The sequence below is a fragment of the Shewanella sp. M16 genome (assembly GCF_018224605.1).
GTDB classification, from domain to species: domain Bacteria; phylum Pseudomonadota; class Gammaproteobacteria; order Enterobacterales; family Shewanellaceae; genus Shewanella; species Shewanella oncorhynchi.
In genome coordinates this window covers 101,648-123,178 of sequence record NZ_JAGTUL010000016.1, presented here as the reverse complement: position 1 = coordinate 123,178, position 21,531 = coordinate 101,648, and the positions used below count along the sequence as shown (strand labels likewise).

Sequence of the window (21,531 nt, the reverse complement as noted above, 5' to 3'; positions counted from 1 at the left end):
GTTACTACCACGCTTACTAAATAAAACCAGAAATATTAAATTTCTGGTTGTATTTAGTAAGAGTGGTAGTAACTTAAGTTTCTAGCAGCGTTTTTTACAATGAGATTAATTCACTTTTTTCAGAGTTGAGTTTACTTTATGGCGAAGGGAGATGTCAGCGTATTTCTCTATATAATTATGAGGTAGATAAATCTCTGAGTAAAAAATATATCTAATCAAGCTTTAGGTTTCGGGAGAGGACACTTTAGGCCTGTTTATTCCATTTTGGACACTGGTAAGAAATTATTGCAAGGCGGTACTAAAATTGCCACGGAAAAATACCCTGCAATAAAACATCTATCCGAATAAACAGAAGGTAAAACCAGTAGAGAATGCGGGAAAAGAAATATTACAATGCTGAATCAGGTGAACAGGGGGGGATAAAATGTGAATTCAAGTGAATAAACAGATAATTTACCTAAAAATCAATGGTATATGGCCGTATTTTCAACTGTTTTCTATTCGTCATAACCAAAAAACGGTATGTGCTGTAAGCATTGACCAATAGATATTTTAACCCGAAACTCATCAAATTAAGCTAAAGTTCTTAGTCGGAATTATCCTAAGTTGGTCAGATATATCAGATGAGCAATAAGTTGACTATTTATGCAGTCTGTGTGCATAAGCTAGGTCATTCGACTGAATCTAGCTGTTTGCTTCGAAAACAGCTGAAATCTGCTTGAAAAAACAAGATTTTTGCATTTTAATTTCTATTAAAATTGAATCTCTTTATGTATTCATTACAAATTGAAAATTAGCTATATTGCTGCGATAGAAAATTATTAGGGAAATACAATGTCTGAATTTTTAGAGATCTTAACTCATGCTCGTCGTTTAAAAGCTTCGGTTAAAGAGTTATCTGTTGCAGAACTAAAAGATGTGTACGAAAAGTTAGGCAAGATCGTTGCTGAAAGAGAAGAAGAAGCGAATGCTGAAGCTGAAGCAAATGCTGAACGTATCGCGAAAATTGCAGAACTTCAGAAGATGATTGAGTCAGCTGGTTTGTCACTTGATGACCTTGGCGGTGTTGCTGCTAAAGTAAAATGCACAAGAGTACCACGTCCAGCTAAATATTCAATAGTGGTTGAGGGTGAAGCCGTCACTTGGACAGGGCAAGGTAGAATGCCAACTTTATTCAAACAGCAAATTGAAAATGGCCGTTCAATTGAAGACTTCTTGATCTAAATTCCCTGTCCATTACAGAACAGACTGATGAAAGTCTGTTCTGTCCCCAGGGCAAGAGCGTGAATGTTTTTTAAGCATTTATTATCTTATCCAAATATGCTGAATTCATTGCGGCTAGGCTTCTCTTGCGCCGTAGACTTAATTTGCTTGGCTCTTTTTTCAGTATATTGACGGTAGCCTGCCGCATTCTTGCTAGATTTTCTGCACCATCACCTCGAGATATCTGGCAAGCATCCTCATTCATTGTCACATCCAGTACCCAATGAAGCTGATTTTCAACCGCCCAATGAACACGAGCAGCGTCAGCTCATTTCTCTACCGATAATACCGCGGAACTGATGTAGTAACGAGTCTGAAGCTTTCCTTCACCTTTGTGTATCCGATAACTAATGACTTTGCCAAATGTTGTATTGTTGGCCATTTAGCATCTATCAGCTCCTTGGGAGCCGCTATGGTTTGATACTCCCAATATTCTTTTCGACTACGCTGCGCCTCGATTTGAGTGACGTTTTCTGCTTCCTCAAACTGAGCTGCAAAGGTCTCTTTACACGCTGATGCAAAGCACTTTGATTGCCTTTGACTGCTAACAGGAAGTCGGCGCCTTTATCTATGATGGTATGAGCAATATCTGCTTGAGTGCCCATAGTATCAATGGTAACCAGTGCGCCTTTAATATCCAATAAGGCTAATAACTCAGAGATCGCGGTGATCTCATTGGACTTCGCATCGGTTTTAAGTTGTGCCATCACCACACCATTAGTGACAGAGGAAGCATTCACCATATGAATAGCGGATTGACGCTCCGCTCTGTTATAAGAACCGCGTAAGGTTTTGCCATCAATGGCAATGACTTGACCTTGAGTCAATTGTTGGGTTGCTTGCATCCATGAAATAAAAGCTTGTTGCAACGCTTCTGGATCAACTTTGCTGATAATTCGTGCGATGGTGTCATGAACAGGAATACCTTTGTTGAAATCACCATACTTCTTCAGTAATTCCAAGTGACAATGACCAAAGTCTTCAATATCTTCCCAGCCCTCAGAGCCACCGATGATCGCCACCACGGTAAAGAACAACACATCGAACAAAGGATAAGTCACTTTGGCGGCCTGTCGGTGGTCTTCAATAAGTTCAAAGTGCTTGGTAAGGGAAAGAAGGCTCATGATCGTGTCTCAGCAAAAGAGAATATAAGATCACAAAGCCGTCAAATTGAGAAGTATTGCCCGTTTGAATGGCTGAAAATTGTCCGCGATCTTACCTTGGTTCTGTCCCTTTGTTGGTTAGTAAAGTGATATGGTTAACTCCAATTTTTGTTAATTGACCCTACTTTAACCTGAACTCGGGATAAGAAATGTTGAACTAATAGCCCTCCAAGTGATCGGATCTTTCGACCAAGAGAAACCCCATCACACCGGAGGGCCTATGCATAAATTAGTGGATGTGTTTTGCGATGTCGATGATTTTTGCGCTGTTTTCATTCCAGAATGGGAAAAAACGCTGTTAACCGATGGCACACGCAAGCGTCAACGCGCTGGCCGTATGACGATGAGCGAAGTGATGACCATCATCATACTTTTTCAGATGTCTCACCACCGTGATTTCAAGAACTTCTACATCGGCTATTTGGCTCATTTCTACAAATCCGCTTTTCCCAATTTACTCAGCTATACCCGCTTTCTTGAGGTGATGCCCACTGCTTTAGTGCCGCTTTGCAGCTACTTTACCAGCCTCAAGAGTGACCCCTCTGGCATCGAATTTGTTGATTCAACCAGCATCAAAGTGTGTCATAACCTACGTATTCATCGCCATAAAACCTTGGCGGGACTGGCGTGCAGAGGAAAAGGCACCATGGGGTGGTTCTATGGCTTTAAGCTGCATTTGATTGTGAATCATCAAGGTAGAATCGTGGCGGCCAAAGTGACCCCTGCGAATGTACATGACACAAAACCGGTGAACGAGATGGTGCACAGTGATATGAATAAACTCTATGCTGATAAAGGGTATATCAGTAAAGCGCTGTCCAGTGAATTGCTGGAGAAAGGCGTCACACTGGTGACAAACGTGCGTAAAAATATGAAAGCAAAAGCGATGTCGTTGTGGGATAGAGCGATGCTGTCGAGACGTTTCATCATAGAAACCATCAACGACCAGTTAAAAAATATCTCTCAAATAGAGCACTCTAGGCACCGCAGCATGCATGGTTTTATGCTCAATATGATTGCGGGACTCATCGCCTATCAATTGAAAGACAATAAGCCACAACTGAACCTCACTAACGGGGAGTTTAATGCTATTGCAGTTATGGCTCGTTAAACCGATCTCAGGTTACTTTAGTAATGAGCTAAGGCTTTATCAGGCGCAATTTGTAATTGCGCCAAACGCAGGCGGAACGTGTCAACCTCACTTGAACCAACTCATTAAAAATTAAGTTATTTTTGCGATCGCCAGCTGCAGTGTCGGGAAGTTGACCCCTTTCTGCACGGTGGCTTGCTCTACATCCTCTGGTATTGGATTGATGTAGACCTCAGTTGGCGGCATCGAGATACTTCAAAAAAAGATGCCTACACCTATATAAAAGTCTGGTTTTACTGACGTTGATAATCCGCAAATGGTGATGCAAAATTAATAAGCAGGGATATTCTCTAACGCCACAAACCTGATAATTCATCAATTGGGGAGATCACCACGGCAATAATGCTGGGACTCGTGCTAGAGCTACAATTCTCAGACGGCTTATTATCAAAGGTAATCGTTAAACAGTAAGATCCATTTTCAACCACGACCAGTGCGACGGTGACCTGTTGCATATAACCTTTTTCACCAAAGGTTGATTGCCAATAGGGGCTAGTCTTATCGTTATATGCTGTAAACAATGCACATTGATAATACCAAGGGGAATAGCCAGTTAATTCAGGACTTTGTTGATAATAGGGTTGAGCATAATAAGTTACAAAACGTTGATAACTGGCTTTAAGTGTAATCACATAAGGGGATGATGAATTACTTAAATTTGGCATTATCTTACTGGCATTTAAAGACATGGCATTACTATTATTCAATGCGGCATTGATATCATTAATAGTTTTATTCCAAGGATACTGACCGTTAGCTGTTTTAAAGTCTATGATTGCCTGATTGATATTGCAATCTGGGTTTGGTACAGGCACTACAGGTAAGTGATAGAGTATCATGCCATAGTCGGAAGCAAAATTATTGAACTGACTCGGATCGTAGTAAATACCAGCAGTACTACTCGAGTCGGCATTATAAATATTCCACAATTGATTAGAATTACTACCAAGCGCCATATTACCTTGTGCAAGCTTTACCTGATCAGCATTAACATCAATATATTGAGATAATTGTTGATGCCAAAAGTTAATAGCAAATTGAGCAATATCACTCGACACTAAGGTACTATCGGAAGATGAATCACAAGGAAAGGTAATCAAAAAACATATTAACAACCGCATTAGCAACTTACTCACCAGCCCAGCCTCCTGCTTCAGCGCTAACTAAAATGGCTTCGCTTTAAAAGCGAAGCCTTCAGTTATTGTTGGTAATTTTAAGAGAAACTATTTGCGATTGGTGATTGTAAAATTCCTAAAATCTGAGGATTCCCCAAAGCAATTGTAGTTGTAGCAGTAAAGCTACCATCATCATTAAACTTAATATCAGTGGTGCTACCGCCACCACCTGAAGCGCTGAAAAATGGCCAAATTCCTGCTTTCGCAGCGGCCTGAATTTCAGTGCGTTCGCTGGAGCTATAAGAGGCATTTGAGGTCATCTTAATAGTAATGCCATCGGCGACCACAATAGACGATGTGGTGCGCTGTAAAAAACCATTGCTACCAAAGGCTTTGTCCCAAGTAGTCGAACTTTGGTTGTTCCAAACGGTATTATCTTTAGTCGTATAGGCTTTCGCTAAAGCAGCGCTTTCATACCATGCCGAGTAATCCGATAACACTGGGTTGTTTGGATCATTGGCTGCCAGCGGTCCAGCAGTAAAGGTGGTCACTTTGTCAAACTGAGCATCTATTTTTAAGCCTGCACTGCTCGTTTTGGTGGTAAGTTGGTCATAACCACCACCGCCACCAAACGAAAAGATGTCAAAGAAAAATGACGTACGGCCATTTGCCCAAGTATGCTCAACGTCACTACTTGCGGTTTGGCTGTTCATACTGAAAGATTTGCTTGCCCCCCCAGCTAATGCAGACTTCATTGCATCAACAGTTTTATTCCAAGCATATTGCTCTTTGGCCGAGGCAAACTTATTAACAGCAATATTAATTGGATTGATATAGATGTTTGTCAATCCTGTTACACAACCCGCTTGACCAGGAGCATTTCTTATTGCCCATGAGCTAAACAAATCGGAAACCCCTTGAGCATCCCAAGTTTTAGGATCGTGATCACTAAAATAGCTGGTCCATTTACTGTAATAGTCACCCATACAATTTTGGAAACTCGAGTTTGAACTTGGCACCAGAGCACTCAAAATCAACCCATAATCAGAGGCAAGGTTATTCACTTGGCTTGGATTATAGTAATTGTTAATCGATGCTGGTGGCACCGCGTTAAACAAATTCCACATATCCTGAGAGGTATTCATTGCTGAATTTGGTCCCTGGTAAAGTTGAAATTGATCTGGCGATAAACCTAAACCGGTGACTACGGCGTTGTACCACTGTGCAGTTAGCGTATCCATTGCTTGATTAACTGACGTAGCATCGCTTCTTTCTAATATAGCTGTACCTGAAGACATAATAATATCCATATAAGTAGTGAAATAGTATCAACTCTTCATACATGAAAAAACGTTCACCATACGTATTGGTGAATAAAAAGTTAATTCATTATAAAGGGTTATGGGCGCTTGGGTCCGAAGAGAAGATAGGTATTAGACTTCAATGTCTATCCGTTCCTTTGGGTATTGTTTGCTCCTAGCAAGCTAAATATAGCTACGAAAATTGGGAAGTAAAGTGAGTGACGCCCTAACTTTAGACTGATATTACGCATCATTTAAGCAGTCATACTTGCCGGATAACTGCAAAGAGTGGAGGCAAGAAGCGTATAAAACAAACGCCAGAGTTCAAGGCCAAGGTGAGACTTCAGGCCGGCGGCATTGGTGAGTCCTTTGGCTAAGGGGGACTGTTGGTGGTCATGCCTGCAATGCCAGCTAGGTCATTTACAGTTTATTGGGCTGATAAGACCGCAGAGATTAGTGATGATTAACAAACAAAGTCAACCAGTACGCCTGTCAGGATAACTGATCTGATCCGGTACTTTTGGACATCTCGCTAAGTGAGTAAAATCGCTTATTGAGGTGAAGTATGTCAACAAAGAAACCCCGCAAGATCCATACGCAAGAATTTAAAGCAGAAGCGCTGAAGCTTGCTCAGAAAATTGGTGTAGCCGCAGCAGCGCGTGAGCTTAATCTTTACGAGTCCCAACTTTACAATTGGCGCTCAAGTGTTGAGAAGAAATCAAACACCACGTCAAGAGAAGCAGAACAGGCTGGCGAGGTAGCAAGACTTAAGCGCCAACTCGCTGAACAAGCAGAAGATTTAGCCATTCTAAAAAAGGCGGCTACCTACTTTGCGAAGAACCAAAAGTAGCCAGATTTGAGTTTATCCTTGAGCATCAGCACCGCTTTTCTCTCAAGCGGATGGTTGATGTGCTCAAGGTATCGCGTAGTGGGTATTATACCTGGCGACAGAACGGCATGCCATTGAGCTCAAGAGCGATTAAGTGTGCGGCCCGTGACGTGCTGATTAAAGCGTCCTTTGACGATTCCAAGAAGCATAACGGCGTAAGGCGGATATCAAAACCATTATGGCTAGCATGTCACGGCAGCGTTTAGTGCCAAAGGCCGCTAAGAAATTTAAGGTGACCACCGACAGTAACCATAGGCATCCCGTCGCGCTTTTCGCTGTGTGCGGCGTTACCCCATAGAAATATTAATCCGAAACTCACTAATTCGAGCTAAAAGTCTAACTCGAAAATGTCCGTGCGACCTGAGGTCGTATGAAGCGCTGTTCACCGCGATAAGAGTGAACCATCTGTATCACCAGATGACCCTAATACTCTGAATAAAGCAGCGAGTCTGACAATGTAACGATATTTGGCTTTATGCCGAATGGGAACAGAATCGTGAGAGGACGTTCTTCCTGATAACCACAAGTCGGGTAAGTGCTAGGGTGTCAGTATGATGAACGTAAGTGAATCCATGTAAGGTGCGTTATCCGAGAAACAGCGGAAGTGGTTTATACGCTGTGGCCAAAAGGCACGAGAGTTGGAAAGAGATTGGACAGTGCTCTTTCGTGATCAAATAACTCTCCGCACTATAGTGGGCATCTAACCTGACGTTGCGCGACATACGGAACAGGGTAAGCCTGTATTGCTCCCCTTGGGAAAGCGGTCTGCGAAGACTGCCGATAGTCATGCAGGTAAAGGAGGCTAGAAAAAGCGAATGCCGCATTGTAATGATGCGGATACTGATTTTATCAGGCGCGAAAGCGAGCTGACTTCTAGCTGGTCTCCCGTTGCAAGATGATTTGAAGAACTTTATTCAAGGAGAAACGCAAATGATGGCTTCAAACGAAGTTAGTGCACCTCCTGACAATGCTCAATGGCAATCCATTAACTGGAAGGCGGTTAAGCAACATGTATTAAAGCTTCAAATGCGCATTGCAAAAGCAACCCGAGAAGGTAAACACAGCAAGGCGAAAGCATTGCAGTGGATATTAACCCACTCTACATCAGCAAAATTGCTTGCTGTTAAAAGAGTTTCTCAAAATAAAGGCAGCAAAACACCAGGGATCGACGGCATTATTTGGAATAGTGATGCTCGTTGTATGACTGCGATGAATCAACTGAGCCGGAAAGGCTATCATGCCAAACCGCTCAGGCGTATCTACATCCCCAAGAAAAACGGCAAACTCAGACCTTTAGGCATACCCTGCATGATAGATAGAACGCAGCAAGTGCTTCATCTTCTCGCCTTGGAGCCTATTTCGGAAACGGTGGCCGACCTCAATAGCTATGGCTTTCGACCTAACCGAAGCGCAGCAGATGCAATTGCACAGTGCTTCAAATGTTTATGTATGAAGCGCTCTAGCCAATGGTTCTTGAGGGTGACATCAAAGCTTGTTTCGATAAGATAGGTCATCAATTGCTCAGCGACAACATTCAATTAGATAAGCGAATGCTGAAACAATGGCTTGGATGTGGTTATGTTGATAAAGGATTGTTCTACAAAACAGCAGAAGGAACACCGCAAGGCGGGATAATCTCCCCAACGCTGATGTTGCTCACGCTGGCTGGGTTAGAACAATTGGTTAAGTCTATTGCCTGTAAAACAGGTAATAGGGTCAACGTTATCGGATATGCAGACGATTTTGTTATCACAGGTTCTTCGAAGGAAGTGCTCGTTAATGAAATCAAGCCGCAACTAATTGGTTTTCTACAGGAAAGAGGCTTAACACTCTCTGATGAGAAAACGCACATAACTCATATCGATGATGGTTTTGACTTTCTGGGATTCTATCTTAGAAAGTACAAAGGCAAACTGCTCATTAAACCGAGCAAGCGCAACGTTCTATCATTTTTGAGTAATCTACGTGAATTCATCAGAAAACATCCAACAATCCCCGTTAACGATTTAATTAAAATACTGAATCCGAAACTGAGAGGATGGGCGAACTATTATCGCCACAGTGTTGCAAAGCAAGTTTTCGGTTATGTAGGCTATCAACTTTTCTGGTTGTTATGGCATTGGGCTGTTAGGCGTCATCCAACTAAAAGTAAGGACTGGGTGAGGCGTAAATACTATATGAATCGCATAGGAGGATGGCAATTTCACGGTTGGCAGAAAATCGCCATCATGGACTGCCATTTTAATCTGGTTCAGATAGCTCAAACGCTGATAAAGAGACATGTGAAAATCAGGAGCGCAGCCATACCTTACGACCCCGAATACGAAGCTTACTTAAGTAAGCGGAAACAGGCAAAGGAAGGTCGAAACTCTTGGTTCGATCCTGTCTTAGCTGCTATGTAGGGTGCTGGGTAACAGAACACGCCTTAGCGGAGGCTTGAGCCGTATGCAGTGAAAGTTGCCTGTACGGTTCTTAGGAGGGCGGTACTTGGTAACAGGTGCCGTCTATCCGACAAAAACGAGTCAATATCTACATTAAACAAACTGTAGTGGGTGCTAAAAGTGTCAAATTGGGAGTCAATATCTACATTAAACAAACTGTAGTGGGTGCTAAAAGTGTCAAATTGGAGTTGACTAGTTCTTGCTTCCAGTTGAGTAATTTATCAGTAGGTTGTTTGCGTGGTTGATGGGTTATATCGAGGTGTTCTACTCCTACAGCTTTATTTCTATATTTCTATCGATTTCGGAGACAAGGTCACGAATACACTCTTCACTGCAGGATATGGAAAACTCATCTTTTTTGCTGCTTTAAAACATTTTGGCTACAGAGTGTAATTTCGTGTGAGTACATATTTGCTTTAAACATGAAGTTAACACTATTTTTAGTTGTCAAAATTGATCAAGTATTGATCCGTAAAAAGACTGTTTTTTGTGACCGTGACCAACAAGTTGTCGTTAATTGTCACTAATGGACTGTCCGATGGTCATGTGAATAATGCTAATTAAATCAATTGACAACAATTTAGGTAAAATAGGTAACGCACTAAGATCCATATCTGCACGGCCTGTCACGCCGGGGGTCGCGGGTTCGAGTCCCGTCCGCTCCGCCAAATTGCAAAAGCCCCATCGAAAGATGGGGCTTTTTGCTTTTTACTGATCTCCTTAATTTCTGCGCTGTTCATCTTATTAGTGATGAGACTCGATTCAAATGTCAGCAAGGATCACGCTGAAATCTTAATAGGATTAAGATAGCTACTGTGGAGCCTGTGCGGTGTCGGTGAGGATGACTTCAACCCGACGGTTTTGCTGGCGGCCACTGGCGGACTCATTATTGGCAACAGGTGAGCTTTCACCTTTACCTAGGCTGCTGAGCCGATTGGATTGGATCCCTTTTCCTTGTAAAAAATGGCTAACACTATCAGCTCTTTGCTGCGATAAACCCAGATTGTATTGCTCACTGCCTACGCTATCTGTATACCCTTCAATCATGGCACCACGCGCGGGATACTTGTTCAGAAAGTTCGCTAGGTTGGTTAGATGTTGACTGGTCGATGACTTAAGATCCGCTTTGGCAGTATCAAATAAAACATCACCTAAGGTTACGACCCAACCACGTTCTGACTGACGGGCATTCAGCAATGTGAGCTGGGCTTGCAGTTCGGTTGTTTCCTGACGCGCATCTGCAGCATCAGCACGGGCTAGGCGCGCATCTTGATGGGCTTGATTGGCCTCTGTGGTGCGAGCATCCAATCTGGCGTCATCGCGTTTTTTAGCGAGGACTTTGTGTTGATCCTCGGCAAAGCGGCTCTGCGCTTGAGCTAAGGCAATATTGACTTTCTTATCAGCAACAAACACTAGGTGCTGTGATTGTTGCTCATCTTTTACCGGTTGTTCAGCAGTGCGAACGGCTTCTTCAGCTTGTTTAATGGCAGCAGGGGCTAAAATTGCCAGTTCATTATTCGCTTGCAGTTTATTAAGTTCTGTACGGATATCACCGATGCCTTCAGCTATTTTAGGCGTACTGCTACAAGCTGCTACAGTTGTTAGGAGTAGGCTATATGCCAGTATATGACTAAAACGTAAAGGCAGACCCGACGAAGCGATAAGTTTTTTCATTACTGAATTCCTCCTGAACGGCGTAACATTTCTTGCTGCAGTATGCTGATATTGTTTTTCATTTCATTATTGACGCTATTGGCTTGTGCCAGCTCAGCGCGAGCTTGGGCCAATTCGGCCTCAAGGCTCGCCTCTATGGCGTAACGATCGGCGCTAACAGTGTCCATATTGAGTAATGCGCTGCTTGCAGATTGAAGTTTAAGTCTGGCCTGTGCCAGTTCATTTGAGGCATATTGGCCGACTCTTGCTTGCTCAGCGCGGGCAATGGTGTGTTCAGCTCGTTCCATTTCTGCGGTCTTAGTCAATGGCGTTGAACTGCAGCCCACGAGCGCTGTTGCAATACAACCTGCTAATAAGAAGTGTTTGGCTCGCTGCAGACCGATTGAATATTGCTGTGGTTGTTGATTTTTATTGATGTTCATTTGAAATTCCTTTCTCGGAAACAGTGTCCAGAGTGTGGTCTTTAGGTTTGTTATTCCACCATGCACAGTTAAATATGCTGGTGAATAGCCTCATTTTTGAGCCAGTTGGTATGAGTGAGTAATTTGACGCCACGGAAATTCATGATCTACTCCTCTGAGTTAAAGAGGGCCGACACAGTAAGGATTGCATCGGCTTGAGCTAAACGCAGTGTGTTACTGCAAGGTTTAGTTTTTGCACTTAATCAATGAAACTTTTCCCTGTTTGTTCGTCACGTCCTAGTCTAACGAGTGATGATTTGGCTCTTTTTCAGTCCAGTTACCTTCCTTGTTGTTTGATTTAAGTTCTTCAACCTCGCTTATTTTGTGTGCTTTTACTGGTATCCACGTCTTGTTTAGCTTTATCCGCAACTGTGGCTTTGATCATCTGACGGTTGCGGGCTACGACGGGAGGATTGGCTTTGTTGGTGTCGGAATTCTGTGCATCGTTATCGATGGATTTATGTTGTTCTGTGAATTTTTTCATATAAACCTCAAGTAACCCGGTGTAGTGCAAGAGTGCATGAACCGTACATTCAGCATGACCTGCTAAATATTGAACGTCTGTGCGTTAGCGCGCATGGGATTAGTGATGGCAATATTGGCCGCTCGGCACGTTTTTTGTTTGCTGAGTGGGCCGATATAATCAATAATAATACATTGATTATAAAGGTAATGTTTCGGATATTAGGCAGCATCAGTTTGCGCCATGTTGGCGTGTCGGGCGTTGATGACTGCCTGTTCTTGTTTATGGTTTGCAATACCAGTGTGGTTGTAGTACTGAAGTGGAATATGGGATAACGATAGAATGGCTGTTGTACGAGTGGTCTAGCCATCCGTTATGTGTATTTTTGTATCCACAGTACGTTTATGTTTGCTGCGCTTGTTGAGGGGGCATCAGCCGTTCTGATTCCTGTCTAACGACCGTGTAACATTCACAACAGGTTTGTTCTAGTAACTCGCGATCGACCACTTCAATATTCCCTCGGCTGTAATTGATAATTCCCATGCGTTGCAGTTTGCCTGCCGCATCAGTGACACCTTCACGGCGTACGCCGAGCATATTGGCAATCAATTCTTGTGTCATCAGCACGCGATCATCGGGCAACCTATCTATCGAAAGCAGCAACCAACGACACAGTTGCTGTTCAATACTATGGTGGCGATTGCAAACCGCAGTCTGAGCCATTTGGGTCAGTAGCACCTGACTGTAACGTAGTAACAGATGGAGCAGGGCGCCATGACGGTTAAATTCGTCTTTAAGCCGCTGACCAAACAATCGATAGGAAACGCCAGCACTTTGCACTACAGCGCGACTCGTGGTGCTTTCTCCTCCCATAAACAGTGCAACGCCGACCATACCATCATTGCCAACGACGGCAATTTCAGCGGATGATCCATTTTCCATCACATACAGCAGCGAAATAATCGAGTCCAGCGGAAAATACACATAACGCTGTTTCGAGCCGGCTTCACAGACCACTTGTCCGAGTTCTAATGGAACTAGCTCCAGATGCGGGAAAATTCGTTGTTTAACTTCCTCTGGTAATTCACCTAACAACCGATTGGATTCTGGCGGGAAGTGAGTTTCCGGTGGCGGTCGCTCTGATACAGATTTCAGTTTTAGTGTGTCCATTATGATAGCGTGTCCTTGTTTGGTGATGTCGCTAACTCAGGTTACAGCGAGAAACACCTATGCTATGTACGGTAGCGAACATAATGGCAGGTTTTTTGAATCGTTGAGTGGAAAATATGCACTTAAGTGCGCATTGAGTGATAGCAACTGCAGCAACGGGCAAGTAGGGCTTGCCGATCAAGAATATGTAATCGCCCACGATTATATGAAATGCTACCTCGGGTCTGTAAATTGCCTGCGGCCTCGGTAATACTGCTTCGCCTAACACCCAGCATGTCGGCTAAAAATTGATGGGTTAGATATAACTCATCAGTTTGAATTCGGTCGTGACTCATTAGCAACCAACGTGCTAGCCGAGACTCAATGGAGTGAAAATGGGCACAGACTGCATTTTGTGATAATTGGCATAACAAAGTGTATAGATAAGTCTCTACTATTTGCTTCAGATTGGTATTTTGAGCGAGTAAGCCTTCAAAGGTTTCAATGGGGAGCCGCCAAGCTTGACCAGAACCTTGGATTATCGCCTCTGAAGGCACTTGCCGAGTGCCCAGCAAAGTCGTCGCCCCAAGCATACCTTCGTAACCAATCAAACCCATTTCCAATGCAGGATGTTTGGGGAGTTTAGCAATCAAAGAAATAAAAGCCGTTAAGGGAAAATAGACATATTGATATGACTCGCCAGGCTTGCACAGTAAGTCGGCAAAGTTAAGTTGGACTAATTCAGCTTGCGATAATAAATCCGCTTGTTCCACAACTGGCAGATGACGGATTAATCGGTTCTGAATTTGTGGGGCTAATGTGTCTTGGTGTTGAGTGGGCATAGCGGTTCAACCTGTGGTGGCATTGACTTGGCACCAGAAAATCTGCTGCAAAAAGAAGAGCCGCAGCATCAGAACGGGGCTGCGGAATGATGGAGATTAAATGACTAGTTTTTTAGTTGCGGTGAAGGTGCGCCAGATTTTAGTTGCATATCGTTTTTGACTGAAATAACGCCGGGGACTTTGCTTGTTAGTTTTACCGCAGTATTGATATCTTCACGCGATTTAACAAACCCGCTGAGCTGGACCACGCCTTTAAAGGTTTCAACATTAATCTCGGCCACACTTAAGTTTTTATCACCTAAAATGGCAGCTTTCACTTTGGTGGTGACCACACTGTCGTCTAAATACTCGCCAGTACCTTCTTTGTTGTATGCAGAACTGCAACTGGCCACGGCGACTAAGCCTAGAGCCAGCAGGAAGATACTTAACATTTTAATTGTTCTCATCAGATTATCCTTTTTGATAAAGAGTAAAAATGGGGGCATTAGCTAACGCGTCCCGTTAACAGCAATATAATCAGCACCAGTAGCACTATGCCTATAAGTCCACCAGGACGATAACCCCAGTTTCGGCTATGGGGCCAAGTGGGGAGCATGCCGAGAAATAACAAAATTAAAATAATCAATAAAATAGTCGCAATTGACATGGCTAATCTTCCTGATACCGGGGCAATTTTGCACTGGGTAACATGAGTCTGTGCCGTAGTAAATGGGATGTCGGTACGGTGGCGCACTTACAGGGATCTGACGAGTCGATGTGTTTATATTCGCATTAACTGATAAGCGGTATGCCGAACAGAGCGAGTGATTGTAGAGATGCATACTCTAACTTATGTCCAATGACGGACATGTTCAATTCGAAACCAACGTTTGGTATTTCACTTATTCCGTTGTCCAGTTTCATGGGCTGCGCTAATAAAGAGGTCAACAAAATGAATTATCATGATCGCGATGTTTACGGTATTTACAACAATCCACAGTTCGCTTCTCCATCATTGGCACAAGGACCCGGCCCATATCTGATGGGCGCTGAAACACTGATCGGCAATAATGTTGTTAATAATTCTGGTGAAACCTTAGGGGATATCAAAGAAATTATGCTTGAAGTGGAAACGGGCCACGTCGGGTATGCGGTACTGTCGTTCAGTACTTATTTGGGTTTTGGAGAAAAGCTGTTTGCAGTGCCTTGGAAGATGCTGACACTTAATCATGAGCAAAAATGTTTTGTCATGGACATATCATTAGAGCGACTCAAAACGGCGCCGGGGTTTGACAAAGGCCATTGGCCCAATATGAAAGATGTTGAATGGGAAAACGAACTGCACGATTACTACGGTAGCCGTAGGGATTAATGGTGTTAAGCAGGGGATTTATCCCCTGCGTTATTATTTGGATTCGGTAAATATGTATAAGTGTGGTTGTGTCTATCAAGTGAGTAGGGCCCACACGCATTTTAGTTGTTAGGGATTTGCTTATCGTCATGGTTGACACCTAATAACGATAAAAGTTTGAGCTAGCGTATTATCGAAAGTCACCAGCGTGTATCGCTGATCAATGTTTTCGCTTCATCAAATGATTAAAGCCTTGTCGAAAGATAAGGCTTTTTTGTTTTTCTATTTTAAGTTTAAATCCCTATTTAAGGTAAATCTGATGTTTTCGGATTTGTACTACAGCTTATTTTACTTGATGTCGCTAGATTGCTCCGTTTTCTTGATTTTTCTCCATAGGTGATGAGGGAAGAATCATATTTAACAGTGGATATATCGAATAGATCATTTCAGCTTACTGTTCATGCTGTTGTCATCTGCGTCATTAAAGCTAAGCTCATTAGTATTTAGCTCAGTTATCTAAAGGATTTATATGGTTGAACACATTACTGGCATGCTAGCGCTAATTGGAGTGCTATCGTTATTTTGTCAATGGCTTGGCTGGAAACTTCGGTTACCAGCGATTTTACCCTTGTTGCTATGTGGGCTCACTTTAGGCCCTGGGCTTGGATTCCTCAATCCTGATGCGATTTTTGGTGATTTGCTTTTTCCGATTATTTCCCTCGGGGTCGCCGTGATTTTATTTGAAGGGGCTTTGACTCTTAACTTCAAAGAAATCAAAGATCATGGTCGTATGGTGACGCATCTTGTGACTATCGGTACCGTGATCACTTGGGCCTGTATCAGTACGGCCACCTTTTATTTACTGGATTTTAGTTGGGAAATTGCATTGCTCTTTGGGGCGCTAGTGGTAGTGACTGGGCCTACGGTTATCGTGCCAATGCTCAGAAGTGTGCGTCCTAAATCCCAGCTGGCGAGTATTTTGCGTTGGGAAGGTATAGTGATTGACCCAATAGGCGCGCTGCTCGCAGTGTTAGTCTTTGAATACATAACCGTTGCCAGCGATCAAACGACGCATGTGCTCTATGCCTTAGGCTCTATGTTGTCCCTCGGATTAGGACTTGGCGCAGTGGCGGGTTATCTAACGGGACAAATCTTAAGACACAACCTATTGCCACACTATCTGCGTAATACCGCCGTTTTGACCTTAATGCTGGGTATCTTTGTCGGCTCGAACCTATTACAAGAAGAATCGGGTTTATTGACTGTGACGGTTATGGGCATTTGGCTTGCGAATATGCGTGGTGTGGATATTGCTGAAATCCTTGAATTTAAAGAAACATTAACCGTACTGTTAATTTCTGCACTGTTTATTTTACTGGCGGCGCGATTAGATTCTAATGCCATGCTCGGCTTAGGTTGGGGTGGACTGGGTGTTTTAGCGGTGACCATGTTATTGGCACGACCGCTGAGTATTTGGGCTTCTGGTATAGGCACATCTCTGTCGAAAGCGGATAAGTGGTTTTTATGCTGGATTGCCCCTCGAGGTATTGTGGCCGCGGCGGTATCTTCTTTATTTGCAATCAAGTTAGAAGCCAACAATGTGCAGGGCGCAGATGCAATTGTGCCCTTAGTGTTCTTAATTATTATCGGCACTGTGGTGGTCCAAAGTTTAACGGCGGGACGTTGGGCACGATTTCTTGGAGTTAAAGCCGATTCTGCCCAAGGTTTATTGATCTTTGGTGCCTCTAAATTTTCCAGAGAGTTAGCGAAAATTTTAAAAGCCAAAGATGTCAAAGTGCTACTGGCTGATAATAACTGGGACAACATTAGGCTTGCGCGTATGGATAATATTCCAGTGTATTTTGGTAATCCTGTTTCGGAACATGCTGAAACTTATATGGATTTAACTGGAATTGGCCGCGTGTTGATTATTTCACCTTACCGACAGTTAAACCCGTTAGTGAGCTTTCATTTCCAAGACTTTTTTGGTGCTAAAAAAGTTTTGGGTCTTAATAATACCGAAGTTGGCAGTGCGCGCCACCAGCTCTCTGAAAGTTATAAGCAACGTTTATGTTTGTTTGGTGATGCAGTGTCTTATGCCAAGATAGCCAGCCTAATGGCGAAAGGCGCTCAACTGAAAGTAACGAATTTAACCGAAAACTTCAGTTTTGAACATTTTCGTAAACGTTACGGTGAGACGGCAATACCACTGATTTACCTGACAAAAGAAGGTAAGGTCGTCGTTGTTTCGGGTAATGATACCGTATTTCCGAATGGCATTGAGCTTATCAGTCTATTGCCAATTGAAGCCTTAGAAGAAGCCAAAGTGCAGCAAGCAATTGCAGAGCGGGAAGCCCAAGAAAAAGCAGCAGAATCTGCTTTAGCAAAGGAAAAAGCGGAAGAGGAGGCCGAGCGATTAAAGCTTGAAAAGGCTCAAGCTGAGGTGGCTACTGAAGATAATACCGCTGATCCACTACAAGCTGTAGATGAGACCTTAGTGAAGAATTAACCTAGGCTGCTATTGCGTTTAATGCTGCTTAATGACTTGAGTCGTGTGATTGGTTATAGGCATTAAAAAAGGAGGCTAATTAGCCTCCTTTTTGTGGTTTAAATCTTAGTGAGTATTACGCAGCACGTTCCTGTGAAGTGGTTGAAACCACTTCTGGACGAAGTTCTGCTGGGTCAAAGTCATCAACGTTGATTGATTTCATACGACCAATTTCTGCTCTTTCCAGTAATTGCACTTCGGCATCGCTTAACACTCCTAAGGCTTTACCTTCTGCGGCAACTTTATCTAACCACATAAATGGTAGACGTTTACCACTCGCTTTACAGACTTTGTCATGCAGCGGTTCAGACGCGATGATGTCGAGTAGTGTTTGTTCTTGGATACCCACAGCATTGTGCTCAGAGTTAGTCCAGAACTGGCCTTTACCTAAACGGTTACGGCTTTCACACGGTGTTTGCATGATCTTCGCGACTTTATGATCTAACACATCGCTTGGGCGTTTCAGTGGACGACCGAATGGGAACATCACCACACGTAATGCGCCGCCAAGGCCCATAGGGAAGTTATCCAGTAAATCGTCTAAAGAAGCTTGTAGCTTGTATAGCGCATCTTCAACTGCCCATTGTACTAATGGCAAGTCGTCGGTTTGACGGCCTTCATCTTCATAGCGTTTCAGCGTGGCTGATGCCAGATACAGTTGGCTCAGTAAGTCACCTAAACGGGCAGAGATACGTTCTTTACGTTTTAGGTTACCGCCCAAAGTTGCCATGGCTAAGTCAGAAAGCAGGGCAAGGTTGGCACTGAAACGGTTCATCTGTTGATAATAACGTTTAGTTTTATCTGAATAAGGCGCGTTAGAGAAACGGCTTGATGTCAGACCTAACCAGAAGCTACGGATGAAGTTACTGGTCGCGAAACCAATGTGACCAAAGATTGCCGCATCGAAGTTAGCTAAACCTTGACCCGATTCAGTATCAAACGCTGACTCCATTTCTGCGAGTACATACGGATGGCAACGAATCGCGCCTTGGCCGTAGATGATCATAGAACGGGTAAGGATGTTTGCACCTTCAACAGTAATTGCGATAGGCGCAGCTTGGTAGCCACGGCCTAAATAGTTATTGGGGCCAAGACACACGCCTTTACCGCCGTGAATATCCATGGCATCGATAACGCATTTCTGCATTCTATCGGTCAGGTGATATTTCACAATCGCAGAGATAACCGACGGTTTTTCACCTAGGTCGATACCTGTAGTGGTCAACGTGGTTACCGCATCCATCAGATAGGCGTTACCGCCGATGCGTGCCATTGGCTCTTCGATACCTTCAAGCTTGCCGATAGGCAATTTGAACTGACGACGAATGCGAGCATAGGCCCCTGTTGCCAGCGCTGCGGTTTTCACGCCGCCAGCTGAGTTTGATGGCAGTGTGATACCACGGCCCACTGACAAACATTCCACCAGCATGCGCCAACCTTGACCAGCCATTTTCGGGCCGCCAATGATGAAGCTTAATGGTACGAATACTTCGTTGCCGCGAGTCGGACCGTTTTGGAACATGCAGTTGAGCGGGAAGTGACGACGACCCGTTTCTACTCCTTCCACATCGGTAGGGATCAAAGCACAAGTAATGCCGAGTTCTTCTTTATCACCAAGTAGATGCTCTGGATCGCGCAGTTTAAAGGCTAAGCCTAATACTGTCGCGACAGGCGCTAAGGTGATGTAACGCTTGTTCCAGGTCAGCTTCATCCCCAGAACTTCTTCACCTTCCCATTGGCCTTTACACACAATACCAAAGTCAGGAATCGAGCCTGCATCGCTACCGGCTTCTGGGCTGGTCAGAGCGAAACAAGGGACTTCTAACCCTTTGGCTAAACGCGGTAAATAATGGTTTTGTTGTTCTGGCGTGCCGTAATGTTGCAGCAGCTCTCCAGGGCCTAAAGAGTTAGGTACGCCAACAGTTGAAGCCAATTCACTACTTAAGCCCGCCAGTTTTTGTAACACGCGAGATTGGGCATAAGCTGAATATTCTAAACCGCCGTATTTTTTCTTAATGATCATGGCGAAGAAACCGTGATCTTTCAGATATTGCCATACGTCGGCAGGCAGATCGGCAAGTTGATGTGACACTTGGTGTTGATTCACCATGCGGCACACTTCTTCAACAGGGCCATCGAGGAAGGCCTGTTCGTCTGCACTTAAACGCGCAACTGGGTAGTTATGGAGTTTTTTCCAGTTCGGGTTACCCGCAAACAGATCCGCTTCCCACCAAGTGGTGCCGGCTTCAATCGCTTCTTTCTCTGTTGAAGACATTTCCGGCATGATGCCGCGATATACCTTCATCAGTGGACGACTGATCACATTTTGTCTAAATGCACTGATATTTAACGGCAGCGCGATCACGAGGAAAACGATCCAAGAGATAGGGCCGACAACATCGAGTGTCCATCCTGCTGTCATCACAACAGCGGCTGTAATAGTGGCAGTGAGCAAAGATACCCGAAGGTAAGCTAGGGCTCCTAGCACTAAGATCATGGCGATGATCCAAAGTAGGGTAGTCACTGTAATTCTCCTTAAATATGACCGAGTGCCAACCACAGGTCATAGAGTGTTTTATTGATTGCGATCACAATTATAGTTTGTGGTCAGACCTGTGTCGCATAAAAGTTAAACCTAAGAGAATTTTAATACAAGTATTTTTCAAACAATTGTTTAAATTATTTGTCAGCTTTGATCATTCCACAAATGTCATCAACTAGTTACAATGCCAATAAGTAGTTTTTTTGATTGATGATAGGCGAGAAATATGTGCGAGTTACTGGCGATGAGCGCCAATGTGCCGACCGATATTGTGTTTAGTTTTACGGGATTAGCACAACGTGGTGGTGTAACCGGTCCCCACGTGGACGGCTGGGGTATTACGTTTTACGAGGGCAAAGGCAGCCGTACTTTTAAAGATGCTTGCCCGAGTAGCGAATCGCATATTGCAAAATTGATCAAATCCTACCCGATTAAAAGTGAAGTGGTGATAAGCCATATTCGGCAGGCTAATCGCGGCTGTGTGTCTTTAGAGAATACTCATCCTTTTACCCGCGAATTATGGGGACGTTATTGGACCTATGCCCATAATGGGCAATTGACGGACTATCTGCCCAAGTTTCATGTCTCGCGCTATCAACCCGTAGGCGATACCGATAGCGAACTTGCTTTCTGCTGGATTTTGGAACAAGTCGCCCAGAAGTTTGGCGGTACTAAACCTGAAGATATGTTGGCTGTGTTCCATTTTGTCGCGACGTTGGCCGAGCAAATCCGTGCCTTAGGTGTGTTCAACATGATATTGAGCGATGGCGAGCATTTAATGAGCTATTGCAGTAATAACTTATGTTACATCACTCGCCGCGCGCCGTTTGGTAAAGCGAAACTTATTGATACCGATGTGGTGATTGATTTTGATAAGGAAACTACCGCCCATGATGTGGTGACTGTGATTGCGACTCGCCCATTGACCGAGAATGAACAGTGGCGCGTTATGCAGCCGGGTAACTGGAAGCTGTTCAGATTGGGTGAGCTGTTAATCGATCTCTGATGTGATACCACTGAGCTAAATAATGAGGGCAAGCGGATTTACGGTTGACTTTGTTTTGTTCAGGTCACTTTATTAAAAAGTTCGAGTCAGTATCTAACATACTTTCTAGCAATCAGTGATGAACCATTAGCGATGAACATTAACTGAACTTAGAGGTAGGCCCTAAGTTCAGTTAAATATAGTTCGGTTAGATA

Annotated in this window: 15 protein-coding genes and 4 pseudogenes; 8 read left to right on the top strand and 11 right to left on the bottom strand. The window is 43.8% G+C overall.

Features of this window, described 5'->3' with window-relative positions; all coding sequences use genetic code 11:
- Positions 1-834 precede the first annotated feature (834 nt).
- Positions 835-1,224, top strand: coding sequence for an H-NS family nucleoid-associated regulatory protein (locus tag KFE26_RS12585; RefSeq protein WP_212600593.1), 390 nt, complete (start codon positions 835-837; stop codon positions 1,222-1,224).
- A gap of 70 nt (positions 1,225-1,294) precedes the next feature.
- On the opposite strand, the pseudogene KFE26_RS12580 reads toward KFE26_RS12585, so the two are convergent.
- Positions 1,295-2,387, bottom strand: a pseudogene (locus KFE26_RS12580) (ISAs1 family transposase).
- A gap of 259 nt (positions 2,388-2,646) precedes the next feature.
- Here KFE26_RS12580 and KFE26_RS12575 point away from each other — a divergent pair.
- Positions 2,647-3,537 carry an IS982 family transposase gene (locus KFE26_RS12575; RefSeq protein WP_212600592.1) on the top strand — a complete coding sequence of 297 codons (891 nt, stop codon included), beginning with the start codon at positions 2,647-2,649 and terminating at the stop codon, positions 3,535-3,537.
- 329 nt (positions 3,538-3,866) lie between these two features.
- Here the strand turns inward: KFE26_RS12575 and KFE26_RS12570 are convergent, their stop codons facing one another.
- Both KFE26_RS12570 and KFE26_RS12565 read right to left on the bottom strand, forming a co-directional pair.
- Entirely contained in the window at positions 3,867-4,712 is an 846-nt protein-coding gene (locus tag KFE26_RS12570; RefSeq protein WP_212600591.1) for a hypothetical protein, read from the bottom strand.
- Positions 4,713-4,789: 77 nt separating this feature from the next.
- On the bottom strand, positions 4,790-6,001 hold the full coding sequence (locus tag KFE26_RS12565; protein WP_212600590.1) for a hypothetical protein: 1,212 nt from the start codon (positions 5,999-6,001) through the stop codon (positions 4,790-4,792).
- A 348-nt stretch (positions 6,002-6,349) separates the two neighbouring features.
- Between KFE26_RS12565 and KFE26_RS12560 the strand changes: the two are divergent.
- The 3 pseudogenes from KFE26_RS12560 to ltrA all read left to right on the top strand — a co-directional run.
- A pseudogene (locus KFE26_RS12560) lies at positions 6,350-6,493 on the top strand (IS91 family transposase); the annotation flags it as partial.
- 64 nt (positions 6,494-6,557) lie between these two features.
- A pseudogene (locus tag KFE26_RS12555) lies at positions 6,558-7,149 on the top strand (transposase); the annotation flags it as partial.
- Positions 7,150-7,811: 662 nt separating this feature from the next.
- Positions 7,812-9,283 (top strand): annotated as a pseudogene (ltrA, locus tag KFE26_RS24320) (group II intron reverse transcriptase/maturase).
- A gap of 849 nt (positions 9,284-10,132) precedes the next feature.
- On the opposite strand, the gene KFE26_RS12545 reads toward ltrA, so the two are convergent.
- From KFE26_RS12545 to KFE26_RS12515, 7 genes are all read right to left on the bottom strand, one after another.
- A complete protein-coding gene (locus tag KFE26_RS12545) occupies positions 10,133-10,996 on the bottom strand; it encodes an OmpA family protein (protein WP_212600589.1) in 864 nt (287 codons plus the stop codon).
- The gene (locus KFE26_RS12540) at positions 10,996-11,418 is read right to left on the bottom strand and encodes a DUF4398 domain-containing protein (protein ID WP_028760080.1); all 423 of its coding nucleotides are present in this window, start codon (positions 11,416-11,418) and stop codon (positions 10,996-10,998) included. The genes KFE26_RS12545 and KFE26_RS12540 overlap by 1 nt, the downstream gene beginning before the upstream one ends.
- A gap of 346 nt (positions 11,419-11,764) precedes the next feature.
- The gene (locus KFE26_RS12535) at positions 11,765-11,941 is read right to left on the bottom strand and encodes a hypothetical protein (protein WP_249195714.1); all 177 of its coding nucleotides are present in this window, start codon (positions 11,939-11,941) and stop codon (positions 11,765-11,767) included.
- Positions 11,942-12,322: 381 nt separating this feature from the next.
- Positions 12,323-13,090, bottom strand: coding sequence for a Crp/Fnr family transcriptional regulator (locus tag KFE26_RS12530; RefSeq protein ID WP_212600588.1), 768 nt, complete (start codon positions 13,088-13,090; stop codon positions 12,323-12,325).
- Positions 13,091-13,212: 122 nt separating this feature from the next.
- On the bottom strand, positions 13,213-13,911 hold the full coding sequence (locus KFE26_RS12525) for a Crp/Fnr family transcriptional regulator (RefSeq protein WP_105252418.1): 699 nt from the start codon (positions 13,909-13,911) through the stop codon (positions 13,213-13,215).
- A gap of 104 nt (positions 13,912-14,015) precedes the next feature.
- Entirely contained in the window at positions 14,016-14,357 is a 342-nt protein-coding gene (locus KFE26_RS12520) for a BON domain-containing protein (RefSeq protein WP_028760077.1), read from the bottom strand.
- Positions 14,358-14,395: 38 nt separating this feature from the next.
- On the bottom strand, positions 14,396-14,557 hold the full coding sequence (locus KFE26_RS12515) for a DUF3309 family protein (RefSeq protein ID WP_081729035.1): 162 nt from the start codon (positions 14,555-14,557) through the stop codon (positions 14,396-14,398).
- A 285-nt stretch (positions 14,558-14,842) separates the two neighbouring features.
- Here KFE26_RS12515 and KFE26_RS12510 point away from each other — a divergent pair, with 285 nt between their 5' ends.
- Together KFE26_RS12510 and KFE26_RS12505 are read left to right on the top strand one after the other, a co-directional pair.
- On the top strand, positions 14,843-15,262 hold the full coding sequence (locus tag KFE26_RS12510; RefSeq protein WP_212600587.1) for a PRC-barrel domain-containing protein: 420 nt from the start codon (positions 14,843-14,845) through the stop codon (positions 15,260-15,262).
- A 508-nt stretch (positions 15,263-15,770) separates the two neighbouring features.
- Positions 15,771-17,750, top strand: coding sequence for a sodium:proton antiporter (locus KFE26_RS12505; protein ID WP_212600586.1), 1,980 nt, complete (start codon positions 15,771-15,773; stop codon positions 17,748-17,750).
- A gap of 115 nt (positions 17,751-17,865) precedes the next feature.
- Here the strand turns inward: KFE26_RS12505 and fadE are convergent, their stop codons facing one another.
- The gene (fadE, locus tag KFE26_RS12500) at positions 17,866-20,313 is read right to left on the bottom strand and encodes an acyl-CoA dehydrogenase FadE (protein WP_028760048.1); all 2,448 of its coding nucleotides are present in this window, start codon (positions 20,311-20,313) and stop codon (positions 17,866-17,868) included.
- Between the two features lie 244 nt (positions 20,314-20,557).
- On the opposite strand from fadE, the gene KFE26_RS12495 reads away from it, so the two are divergent.
- Positions 20,558-21,337, top strand: coding sequence for a class II glutamine amidotransferase (locus tag KFE26_RS12495; protein ID WP_212600585.1), 780 nt, complete (start codon positions 20,558-20,560; stop codon positions 21,335-21,337).
- Positions 21,338-21,531 lie beyond the last annotated feature (194 nt).